General features: G+C 44.5%; 9 protein-coding genes. 5 read left to right on the forward strand and 4 right to left on the reverse strand.

Annotated features, from left to right (window positions below):
- The 3 genes from QUA47_RS28490 to QUA47_RS28500 all read right to left on the reverse strand — a co-directional run.
- The coding region (locus QUA47_RS28490) for a two-partner secretion domain-containing protein (protein ID WP_333433250.1) at nucleotides 1-2,005 on the reverse strand (2,005 nt) is incomplete at its 3' end.
- Between the two features lie 1,216 nt (nucleotides 2,006-3,221).
- Complete coding sequence (locus QUA47_RS28495) at nucleotides 3,222-4,991, reverse strand: DUF3352 domain-containing protein (RefSeq protein WP_333433251.1); 1,770 nt, start codon at nucleotides 4,989-4,991, stop codon at nucleotides 3,222-3,224.
- A gap of 328 nt (nucleotides 4,992-5,319) precedes the next feature.
- Nucleotides 5,320-6,411, reverse strand: coding sequence for a hypothetical protein (locus tag QUA47_RS28500; protein WP_333433252.1), 1,092 nt, complete (start codon nucleotides 6,409-6,411; stop codon nucleotides 5,320-5,322).
- A 263-nt stretch (nucleotides 6,412-6,674) separates the two neighbouring features.
- Here QUA47_RS28500 and QUA47_RS28505 point away from each other — a divergent pair, with 263 nt between their 5' ends.
- From QUA47_RS28505 to QUA47_RS28515, 3 genes are all read left to right on the forward strand, one after another.
- On the forward strand, nucleotides 6,675-7,913 hold the full coding sequence (locus QUA47_RS28505) for an LL-diaminopimelate aminotransferase (RefSeq protein WP_333085838.1): 1,239 nt from the start codon (nucleotides 6,675-6,677) through the stop codon (nucleotides 7,911-7,913).
- 304 nt (nucleotides 7,914-8,217) lie between these two features.
- Nucleotides 8,218-9,531 carry an AAA family ATPase gene (locus QUA47_RS28510; protein WP_333433253.1) on the forward strand — a complete coding sequence of 438 codons (1,314 nt, stop codon included), beginning with the start codon at nucleotides 8,218-8,220 and terminating at the stop codon, nucleotides 9,529-9,531.
- Nucleotides 9,521-10,462: a hypothetical protein gene (locus QUA47_RS28515; protein WP_333433254.1), complete on the forward strand. Its 942-nt coding sequence runs from the start codon at nucleotides 9,521-9,523 to the stop codon at nucleotides 10,460-10,462. Before QUA47_RS28510 ends, QUA47_RS28515 begins: the two co-directional genes overlap by 11 nt.
- Nucleotides 10,463-10,493: 31 nt before the next feature.
- Here QUA47_RS28515 and QUA47_RS28520 read toward each other — a convergent pair whose 3' ends face one another.
- Nucleotides 10,494-10,730, reverse strand: coding sequence for a helix-turn-helix transcriptional regulator (locus tag QUA47_RS28520; protein ID WP_333433255.1), 237 nt, complete (start codon nucleotides 10,728-10,730; stop codon nucleotides 10,494-10,496).
- A 134-nt stretch (nucleotides 10,731-10,864) separates the two neighbouring features.
- Here QUA47_RS28520 and QUA47_RS28525 point away from each other — a divergent pair, with 134 nt between their 5' ends.
- On the forward strand, nucleotides 10,865-11,212 hold the full coding sequence (locus QUA47_RS28525; protein ID WP_333433256.1) for a hypothetical protein: 348 nt from the start codon (nucleotides 10,865-10,867) through the stop codon (nucleotides 11,210-11,212).
- A gap of 166 nt (nucleotides 11,213-11,378) precedes the next feature.
- On the forward strand, nucleotides 11,379-11,888 hold the full coding sequence (locus tag QUA47_RS28530; protein ID WP_333433257.1) for a Uma2 family endonuclease: 510 nt from the start codon (nucleotides 11,379-11,381) through the stop codon (nucleotides 11,886-11,888).
- Nucleotides 11,889-11,918 lie beyond the last annotated feature (30 nt).

The raw sequence follows: 11,918 nt of genomic DNA on the forward strand, positions 1-11,918 counted from the left end.
GTGCTGGTGCTGGTGCTGGTGCTGGTGCTGGTGCTGGTGCTGGTGCTGGTGCTGGTGCTGGTGCTGGTGTCGGCGGGGGTACAGGTGCAAATATAGGTGCGGGTGCTGGTGCTGGTGCTGGTGCTGGTGCTGGTGTCGGCGCTGGTGCTGGTGCGGGTGCTGGTGCTGGTGCGGGTGCTGGTGCTGGTGCTGGTGCTGGTGCTGGTGTCGGTGCGGGTGCTGGTGCTGGTGTCGGTGCTGGTGCGGGTGCTGGTGCTGGTGCTGGTGCTGGTGCTGGCGTCGGTGCTGGTGTTGGTGCTGGTGTTGGTGCTGGTGTCGGTGCTGGCGATACTGAAGAAGCCGTAATGCTAATTTGCGTCGGCTGTACTATCTGAGGGTCGGGGCTGAAATAACTTCCCTGTGTAATCACATTTTCTTTCTTTGGACCCCCAGTGGCAATGCTGCCAGCAGTACCGTTGAGTCTGTTATAGTCTGGCCCGACGCCGAAAGAAGTGTTCGAGGCTTTGCCACCGTGGCGAAAGGTGATATCTCCACCATTAGCGCTACCAGTAGTGGATGCGGAAATGCTGCAAGCTTGCGACAAGCAGTGGTTATCGTTGGTGAAAGTGCCTGTAGCTCGGAAATTACCGCCGGCTGTAATGTCAATATCTCCTCCGCCTGTTCGGCCTTCGGTGTTGATATGGGTTACTTCGATGTCGTTGCGGGCGTTGAGGGTGACTTCGCCACCTTGTTTTTCTTCGGAGTTGGCGTCTATGAACCCTGTTTGAATGCTGCTTGAGGGTGCTGCAATACTAACGTCTCCGGCGTTTCTGTTGTTGTCGATCGAGCTTGCGTTGATATTGCCTGTTTCTACTTTTCCTGTACGGCTGGTGACGGTGATGTTGCCGCCTGCAGTGGTGTCGGAGTGGGAGTCGAGATCGACAGTGCGAATGTCGCCACTAGCTTCTAGGGCGATCGCACCGCCTTGGGAACTTGTCAGGTTTCCGCTGACTGCAATGCTGTTAGCGGCTTGAATTTCGATCGCCCGAGCGTTTGCATCTTTTAGTGCAACGTCCCCCGCAGCTACTACTCGGTTAGACGCCGTGAGTACCACTTCACCGCTGGCATTGACGCTGATGCCTGTAGCGTTTGTTTCACCGATGCCTGTGAGCAGTTCGGGCAAGGATGCGATCGGCAATGCCGAAGCTGTTACCGTTGTTCCAGTGCTGCTCGTCGCTGAGGGCGGCTCGATTTCCAAACTCAGCAAATTGTCTCCTTGGCTGACGCGCACTAAATTTGTCCCGGAGACTGATGCTACGGTAAGTTGACCGCCTGGGGCAGAAAGGCTGCCTGTGCTGACAACGGTGCCGCCGAGCAAGGTTAAGTTCTGCCCTGACTTGACTGCTAAGTCTGCCGTGCTGATAATTGCCCCTGCTCGATCGGCTCCAAAAGCAAAGGAACTTGGCGCGCCTGTCAGAGATGTGTAAGTGCTACTACCGTTGGCGTTAAACGAGTTTGAACCAAATCCAATACCCGTGGCGGTGGTTGCTGTGAAAGAGGCCGGCACGTTTAAACTAGCACTGTTGCCAAATATGATGCCGGATGGATTCATCAGAAACAAGTTAGAATTGCCGCCGGTTACTTGAATTAAGCCGTTAATAATCGAGGGGTTGCCGCCGCCTATGCCCGCTAAAATGTTGCGAATGTTGGGGTTTGATATAAAGTTGGCAATCTGATTTTCCGACAAGCCGAATTCTTTAAAGCTGTGGAAAAGATTTTGTCCATCGCTCGATAATTTTCCGCCTTGAATATCGAAGCGACTGGGCTGCCCAGGAGTTCCGTTTTGGGCTGCGGGAGTAACGGTAGTGCCTGTTGCGTCCGCCGCTGGAACAATTGTTTGACCTTCGGCTTTTGCTTGCAGAAAGTAAATATTTATTAAGACTATTTGCAGAGCAAGTGTCAGTTTGCTTATTCTTGCTTTTGAGAGAAATTTAGACTTTTTTTGAAAATTTTTGGCGGTTTTCATGGGTTTTTAATGGGTAAAATAAATATAAATCACATAAATTAGGTACAGAAACCGACTTTGTATAAAAAAGTTGGTTGACGGCTGTGTCACTAAATATCTGCACCTGTGCTGTGTCGGGTCAATTTGCGTAGAAGATGGGAAATCTACCCCTCATTTTTACAGGGGGTATTTGTGAGGTATTCTGGTAGTCTTATTGCTAAGTAAGGTTTGCGTCGTCAATGTTCACGTTCCCTTGTTAGGAAAGCGATACGCTTAGCTATAAACCTGTCCACTCGTTCCTTAATCGCCTTCGACAGTGCATAATGCTGACGTTTAGATCACCGTGTCATCGATGAACGTAGTCAGTTAAGACGCTTGACTGCACGTTCCGATGTTGTACAGGTGCTGAGTAGGAATGCCAAGATCTGCATAGGTTGTTCGGAACGGTTGAAGACGCTATATTTAGGAAGCAACCGGGTTTCTGACTGCCAGTGCATTCAGGAGTCAATGGGTAGAATTTGCCTCTGCTTTTGCAATTTTTTCAGCGTAGCTTTTCCACAATCTAAATATAACTCGCAAGGCCTAGGAGCTGTATCTTCCGCATGACATATTATTAAAAAAAACAAAAACGACCTTCCTAGAGGCACTTCCACCCCAAGAAACCGGGTTTTTTAACTATTATTGAGAGTATGAAGGAAGTATCGGGCTTCAAAAACTAGGTTTCTGCGTCCAAGACTGACCCGGAAACATCCCAAAATATTTTATACAAAACAAAAAATACTATACACTTGCCAAAAATTAAAATTATGAAAAGAAGAAATGAGAAGGAGTCAGAAGACAGAATTCCGAATTCAGAATACCTCAGGCCTGAAGTGAGGGTTAACGGTCACGGAAATATTTTTTTGTGACCCACGATTAAATTCGGGGCTTTTAAACCTCGATTCTCCATCGTTTCGCACAGAATACCTTCTGGATTCTGGCTCCTGAATTCTAAATTATTCTTCAGTAAATTAAATTTTTAGGGGGTTCAGGAACCCGGTTTATTTAAATAAAAACCGGGTTTTTGGTTTTTTTTGTCTGAGCTTTTGTGAAGTAAAGCTACTTAAATCCGGCTCTATTTCCCTCTTATAGTCAAGTCCACTATTGCCGATTTCGAGCGGCTGCTTTTCGATTTTAATCGATCGCCCTGTTGGTATTTAAGGGGGTGTGCAGGCGGATTTGTGGAAGGATTTAAGAGTTAATTGGGTGAAGTTTGGACAGTGGGCGAGGGACTGGGTGAAGCAGGGCGCGGTGAAGCAGGACTGGGTGAAGCAAGACTGCGTGAAGGATTTGCAGAAGGAGTGGATTGGGTGGATTTTTTGAGACCGACAAAAGCGTCGTAACGGGTGGTACGATCGCCAATGACGGCCGCTGTAACGCCGATCGACCGCGTGGCATCTATCCACATTTTTTGGTTGGGAGGAAACTCCGGCAAAGCTAGGTTTTTCGGGTTAAACGCACTCTCGATGTCGATGAAGAAATTGCCGTTGTGGGGTTTAAGTTGCGATCGTACAGTTTTCTGGAACAGTTCGCTGCTTAAAAGCGGACTTTTCGGTGCAGGAACGATCGCATCAACTATGGGAGCTCCTACTGTCATAAACGCTACATCGTTCATCCAACCGCGAGTTACCGTAATCCCTCCAAACGGCGATGTCCATTTAATCGCCGGTTTGCCGCCGACTTGAATTTCCTCCACTCTAAACCCTTTCATTTTCATCGTTTCATCAAGCTGTTTCAGGGATTTGTTGGCTGCGCCCCGGTTGTTTGTTTCCACCATAAATACAAATCCGGCCGCAAATTTGTCTCTGGGATTCTGGGCGGGCGCTGGTATTAATGATAGAGAAAATTCTCCCGCCATCCAGTTCATCAAGTCTTTATCTAAATCCAGGCCGGTAGTGGATTTTAAACCTGTGCGTAAAACTTGGGGATTAATCGGGGAAATCGGGTTTGCCTCGGCTCCCAATACGTAGTCTTGCCACAAACGCTGCAAGTTGCCACCGGATACCATCATTATTGTATTGTTTGGCAGGCGGTTAACCATTTTTAGAGCATTGTTTTCTACTGCTATCCTTCTGGTAGAATCTGGTTTTAGCCAAGAGACTGATTTGAATCCAATTCCTTCTGGCTCCAGCGTCGCTGTGGTGGCAAATCCCTGATTTTGTTGCAGTTTTTCGAGGTTTTCTGGCGAAATTTCACGGGCGGAGTTGGCGGCGGCATAGGCGGCGGCAACGGGCATATTGACGTAGATTTGACCGAAGGCGCCCGGACTTTTTATTTTGTCTATGGCGCCTGAATAGCCAGGGGTTTTTGCTAGGGAAGGTTCGCCTTTGTAGGTGTCGATTATTCTGTCTGTAGCGCTAGGATCTGTGGTGACTGCTAGATAGCTGGTGCCGAGTACCGCGACTGAGAAATTGCGATCGGGTACCCCTTGAGTTTCTGTGACTTGCACGCCTTTATAATTACGCTCAACTATTTTTCCTTGGCTGAGGGGTCTGGGTTTTGCTAATAATTCTTTGGCTTTGAGCGGGTTGGCAATTGGCAGGATAATTGCCACTGACTGTTGAATTGGCGGAGATGCGGGCGTATTGGGTGGGGGCGGGGGGGCTGGTATAGCTATTTTGTTGCGGAGAAAAGCCACCATTGCTGTGTTACCCACCCAGGGTTGAATGTCTTGCTCGTAGGCGTAGCCGTTGGTTGTGAGAATGCGATCGCGCATTTCGCTTAAAAACCTCTCAAACGAAGCTTTTGACTCGGGCGTGCCAAACTCTCGCAGTCTATTCCACTGCGATTGATCGGTGCTGATGGATAGGGCCATCATCGTATCTTGCGGGACAACGGTTGCCCCCGCCGGCAAATCTTTGGCGGGCCCACGGGAGATGACGAGGTAGTAGGTGACAAAGCCTAAACCGATCAGAAGTGTGGCGGCTCCGATCGTAAACAGCAGGGAAGATTTATCTTTCTTAAACATTATTCGTAAGGTTCGGGTGCTCGCAACATGATAGATTATTTTCTTGGCTCATGTAACAGATACATTAGCAGATACATATAACCGGGCCAATCTAGGAAAGTTGACTGTTGACTGTTGACTGTTGACTGTGAGCCGAAAAACAAATGATGGTTGACTGCTGACTGTTGACTGTTGACTGTGAGCCGAAAAACAGAAAATTGTCTTTATATTTGCTGGCAGATTGAAGGAGACTTTACCTGAACGATCCTACCGGATTTGATATAACCCGGTGGAACGCAACCCCACAGAAAAAATGTAGCAAGACTTTTGTGAAATCGTATTAACTGAATCAGTTTCTGGCCTTAAAGTCTTTAAAGATAGTTTGAAACGAGTACATCAGCCGGTGGACATCGTTTGTGGCTCTAGGAAAAATGTTTAGTTCCCATTTTTTGCGAGCGGTAGTTAGCAGTTTTGCTACGGGTTGGGAGTAACTGTTAGAAATGAAATAGCTGCCGCCTTCGTAGCGAATATCTGACGCTAAGCCGATAAAAGCACCAGCCATTTCTAGTTTAAGTTCTGAGGTGCTGTGTTCCGATTTTACTGCTAAAATTACCTGCGAGTGCCGGGGTTCGCGGTTGAGCAAGCGACAGATAGTCGCTTCTTTTTGGTACAAAATTAAAACGTTGCAGTTGTGGAGAACTCCGGCTCTACCTTGGACTTTTACTCCTAGGTGAACTTCCAGGGCTGGTTTGTCAGGAAATTCCACAACAGCATGAGTGTATGGATGTGCAGTTCCGTGAATTTTTCCCGCCGTTTTTCTAAATGTTAAATATTTCGGTGTTTCGTCGTCTAAAACATTGTTGTAATAAATAGTACCGCCTTCATTAGCAACTGCTTTTAGCAGAATAGTGAATAGGTAAGTGTCAAAAATTCTGGATTGTTCTGCTGCTGTGTTAAAATCGGGATCGATCGAGCTTTTTAATTTGCTTTTAATTTCGGAATTTATGGCGTAGTTGCTGGGCCCGGAGGGCAGTTTTTCGAGCAAGTGCTTGAGGGCGATCGCCTGTTTGTGGCGGGGGGCTGTGACGCTGGAGGTAAACTCGATTGTTTTGGCAGTTTCGGCACCTGAATTGGCAAAGGTAATTTTTGTGCCGAGGGGAGAGGTTTCTGATTCTACTTTCAAGAAATAAGCAATTTCGTCTTCCATTTCGGAAGTGTTGACCGTCGCTTGTTCGACAGCATTAATTAACAGCAAAAGTTGTTCTTTTGCGGTATAATCTTCTATCTTGAGCAGGGGTGTTTTTCTTTTGAGCGATCGCTCTTCAATTACTTTGCCTATCTCGACAGTATCTGCTACTTGTTGAACTACCCAACCTAAATTAAACTCATTCAGAATTGCCGCCAGTTCTTGATAGAGTTTGGCGTACTCGATCTCATCCATAATTGCTTCTGCGCTGCACACTATTCTGATTATACAAGCAGATTTGATTTTTTGGTCAATGGCTGGTGAGCAACTACGCAGATTGACTGTAATGGCGGATTGGCAGGGTGTTCGAGTGTCCGAGTGGGGAAAATTTTTCTCTTCCCCGAACATCCATCCGTTACATCCGTTAAATCCCGTACACTGCTGGTTGCCGAACTTGCTGCTGCTTGAGAGAGACAATTGGGAGTAAGCTATTCTACGACATTTGTAGCGATCGAACTATGGCAACTATCAACGACAACTACCTCAAACTCAAAGCCGGCTACCTGTTTCCCGAAATTGGGCGCAGGGTGAAAGCCTATGCGGAGGCGAATCCCGAAGCGCCCATCATCCGGCTGGGGATTGGCGACGTGACTGAACCACTACCGGAAGCTTGTCGGGAGGCGATGGTGAAGGCGGTGGAAGATATGGGTTCGCGGGATACCTTTAAAGGATACGGCCCGGAACAAGGTTATGAGTGGCTGCGGGAGAAAATTGCCGAGCACGATTTTAAGTCGCGGGGATGCGATGTTGATGCTTCGGAAATCTTTATTTCTGATGGTTCTAAGTGCGATTGTGGCAATATTCTCGATATCTTTGGCAACAATAATACGATCGCAGTTACAGATCCAGTTTATCCGGTGTATGTAGACACTAACGTGATGGCTGGACACACGGGAGATGCTAACGAAAATGGCGAATACGGCGGCTTAGTTTACCTGCCAATTACAGCAGAAAACAATTTTACTGCCCAAATTCCCACTGACAAAAAAGTCGATTTAATTTACTTGTGTTTCCCGAATAACCCGACGGGGGCAACTGCAACGAAGGAACACTTGCAAGCTTGGGTAAATTATGCTAAAGCTAACGGTTCGATTATTTTCTTCGATGCGGCTTACGAAGCGTATATTACCGATCCGAGTTTACCGCATTCTATCTACGAAATTGAAGGGGCGCGTGATTGTGCGATCGAATTTCGTTCTTTTTCCAAAAATGCTGGTTTTACGGGTACTCGCTGCGCGCTGACAGTTGTGCCGAAGACTTTGACTGGAAAAGCAGCAGATGGTTCTGATGTCGAAATTTGGAAGTTGTGGAACCGCCGCCAATCTACTAAGTTTAACGGAGTTTCTTACATCGTGCAGCGCGGTGCTGAGGCGGTTTATTCAGAGGCTGGCAAGGCACAAATTCAGGCATTAGTCAATTTTTACATGGAAAATGCTGCGATTATTCGCGAGAAATTGACGGCGGCCGGAATCGAGGTTTTTGGTGGCGAAAATGCACCTTATGTGTGGGTGAAAACGCCTCACGGTTTGTCGAGTTGGGATTTCTTTCAGAAGTTGCTGGAAACTTGCAATGTGGTGGGAACTCCTGGTTCTGGTTTTGGTGCGGCGGGTGAGGGTTATTTCCGCATTTCGGCGTTTAATAGTCGGGAGAATGTGGAAGAAGCGATGAGACGGATTGTGGAGAAGTTTAAGGTTTAATCTTATCTCCTGCTTAAACCGAAAAGCCGCCAGCCCGCCAGGGAATGAATTCCCTGGCTAATAGCTAAAGTCCTCTGAAGAGGACTAATGAGTTCTTCAGTCCTCTTCAGAGGACTTTCGCTTTGAGACAGGGGTTTAAACCGCTGGCGGACTGCCGGAATCAGCGAAAAAGCATTAATTTAATGTGTTGTGGAACAGGCCGGAAAGCCTGTTCATGAAAATAGTTAAAGATGTGAGTTATAATTTAAAATGATTGTGGCTCAGGGTTTCAATAAAAAATGCAAACCAACACCAGGAGTTTTTTATGCACTTGTTACGAGTTCAAGTTCCTGATTTTCGCGGTTTAAAAGATATTGACATCACTTTTGAAAAGGATTTTGTTCCTAAAATTTTTCCGCTGGGTAGTCAAAATGGCGGCGGCAAAAGTACGCTGTTGCAGTTAATTTTTGTATTGTTACACTGTTCAGTTGAGGATGATAAAAAACGGTTTTTAGCAAATCTGCTTCAGGGATTTAAAATTTATGATGGGGAAGAGAAACGAGTCTTAGCCTTAATTGACATTTGGGATGGAGAAAAAGTTGTCAAACTTCAATTCATTTCTTATAAAGATTATTATCTAAAAAAAATATTAGACTTTGATAGTAAAAAGGAAACTATAGATGAAGAATATCTGTGTTTTTCGACATTAAAAAAATTCCAAAATGTCACGGCTTACCTATTCAAACAAATTTCATTAAATCCGCAAAGAAATGAAGAACAGATAGTAAAATCTCGAAAAGAACATAAAAAGCTTGAGGTAATTAGTGATGAAATTATTAAATATTTAGAATCAGAAGATATGACATATATATGTAACTATTCAAGTGACCGAAATTCTAATGATAAGCGAGATGAAGCTTTATTATGTCATTTCAATAATATAGATAGCAAAGAAACAGAAGGTTTTTTTAATGAGTTGTCACATAAAATATTTTTGGCTGCCCCGTCCACGCAAATATTTCTATTTTTTTCGCAAGTTTCTAGAAAACTCTTATTTGGAACCTCAAGTGAAGAAGATAGGAATTACTATGGGATACTGGAATCTGCAAAATCTAAATTAAAATGCTTATTTACCTATGATTTCCTTGCTGTAGAGCTACTGATTGAATTATTTAGAACGGCTCGCGATTTCGACTTCAGAGAAGCGATTAAAACAGGTACCTATGGAAACAACTATCAAACTCTAATTAAGGAATTAAATCTGCTGTTGGGAAATAAAAGAATAAATTTAAATGAAGATTTTTCTGGTGTCAACTTTAAATTATATAATAATAGTGAAACTATAGAACTCTATCCCGAAGATTTAAGTCACGGCGAACTCAAAAGACTCAGCATTTATATATGGCTCAAGTCCCGGAACATAAAAGATGCTATTGTTTTGATGGATGAAGTTGAAATTGCTTTTCATCCAGATTGGCAATATCAAATTATATCAGACCTCAAAGAGTGGGCTCCCAGCAATCAATATATTCTCGCAACTCACTCCTACGCATTGTGTGAAGCTCTGACACCAGCTCACGTTAAAGAAATTGAGCCAAAACTTATCAAACAAGAATCTAATATTACAAATGAGTCTTAGTCCACAACAGCTAAAAAAACATTGTGAGGCAATTCTTCAATCTCGCAGAATTAAAAACAAAATTGTGGTATTGTGCGAAGGTGATATTCGGAAGACGCAGGGTAGAGAGTCACCTCAAGCTTATAAAGCAATGGAGCAAATGCCTGATGCTAACTTTTATAAGGCTTGCGTTCCGACATGGTGGAGACAGAAGTTACCGGAATTTTTCAACTGTGGCGATCGCAAAGATGTATTAGACACCTACTCTACTCTTCCAAGATTACACGAAAAGGATACCACTAATTCATATTTAGATCCCGATCGACTTTTTGCAATGATAGATTTAGACTTGCAACTGCAAACGATCGACAATTATATTTTTACAGATACAGAAGCAATTTTTCGCAATCTTTACGAAAAATCGCAGGTGAAAGAGCAAAACGCAGCAAAGCACCGGATCTGGATTACAGGTTTGATTCATAAAGAAGCATATTTTCTGACACCTGAACTTCAACCAATATTTGACAATTGTTGTAACGAGCCGATTTATCAGGGAAATCCTGCGGTACTCGCAAATATTTATCGGGATATGGCTGATGCAATTTGTAGCGACTTGGATTTACAGAACAACCTACAGAGAGCCTTCGATCGCATTAGTTACTGTTCGGGATTAGATTGTACCGAAATTACAGCATTTCAGGCTTCGTGGAAAGAGCGGTTTCAAAATGCTGTAGATGAAACGCATAAAAATCAGTCGATCGCAGTTTTGCTGACAATTAAAAAAGCTAAGGATTATTGGCATCAAATTAAGCCATCCGCTGACTTTAGCCGGGAAGATTGGGTATTTAGAGAGCAACTCTCGTTAGAAATTGGAAGATTTTCTTCACAGCAAAGTAGCGATGTTAAGTCTCATATTCCTTTTTTTTTCAAAACATTGTATGAGTTCGTTTAAATAAAACGCCTCAATTATAAGATTCCATTTTCTATCCATCAGCATCGCTGGGATAACCAAATTGATCTGGCAACTCATCGACAGTAATTTGCAAAATCTTTAACAATTTCTTGAACTGAACTGGCGTTAGCTTCGGTACAGATCGCCCCGATTCCCAGTTCCTTACAGTTGTTTCCGTAACGCCAAGTGCGTCTGCTAGCTGCTTTTGGGTTAGCGAGCGCTTAAGTCTGAGCCGCATTAGGGGCGAACGCTCTGATTTTTCCGGCATTTCCACAAGCAGCTCGATCCTTACCGTAAATTAATTTACGCAAATCACTTGACGGTTAACCGTAAATTGGTTTACGCTAATAAAACACATAAAGACGAGACAGCACCAGCTAAGCCACTTGTGCTGTAGGGGAATTGCTGTCTTTTCTTCAATCTGTCATTGTACGCGGTTTTACTGTTACAAAGCATCAAACCTATCCAAAATTATTAGTCAAAGCTATGTTGCAAGATTCATCATCGAACCAAACATCGCCCCAAATTTTAACCAACCAAACCTTTGAGGGCGATCGCGAAGCAGTCCGTCACGTCATCATCGGTTCGCCGCTGGGGGTACGGCGAACTATCCACCAACTGCACGCCTTGCGGTACGAGGAAGCTGTTCGTTGGACTCATCCGATCGCCATTCCCGACAATCGCATCATTATTACACCGGAACAGGGAGAAATCATGAGTCTGTTAGTCAAATTAATCCGGCTGCAATGAAGTCATAAATGTGCGATCGATCTTTCTAGAATTGAGTCAAAAGTGCGATCGCGAATCTCTTCTCGTTGCCCGTGATAAACTCAACAGATATATCCAAAAACTCTTGTCGGGTAGGCATCCTGCCTGCCCTTGGCACCAACTTAACAACTAGCTCGCAATTCAGCTTATGATTGTTATCACGCCCGTGCTCAAACCTGTTAGCCAGATCGAGCTTACTCCCGGTAGTGTCGTAACTATTCCCAATATAAGTTGGCTGGAATTTGAGTCGATTTTGGAGGAATTAGGGGAAAAACGAAGAACCAGAATTGCCTACAGCAACAGTACCTTAGAAATGATGGTTCCCTTACTAGATCGGGAAATTCCGAAAAATTTAATTTCCGATATTGTAAAAATTTTACTCAAGTCAGCGGGCAGAAGATATGAACCATTTGGTTCTACTACTTTCAAGCGGGAAGGTGCAGCAGGAGTTGAACCTGATGCTTGCTTTTATATTCTCAATTATCAGCGGATGATTAATCGCCGCAGACTTTTACCGGACGATCCGCCGCCCGATTTAGCAATTGAGACGGATGTTACTTCTAAAACTAAGATCGATGCCTATAAAATTATTGGAGTTCCAGAAGTCTGGGTGGGTGCATCTCACTTTTGCAAATATATGAAAAAAGCGCGAAAATGAAAAAGCTAGTAAAACTGTGAAAAAAGATGA

It is taken from the genome of Microcoleus sp. MON2_D5 (genome assembly GCF_036701905.1).
In the GTDB taxonomy this organism is placed as follows: domain Bacteria; phylum Cyanobacteriota; class Cyanobacteriia; order Cyanobacteriales; family Microcoleaceae; genus Microcoleus.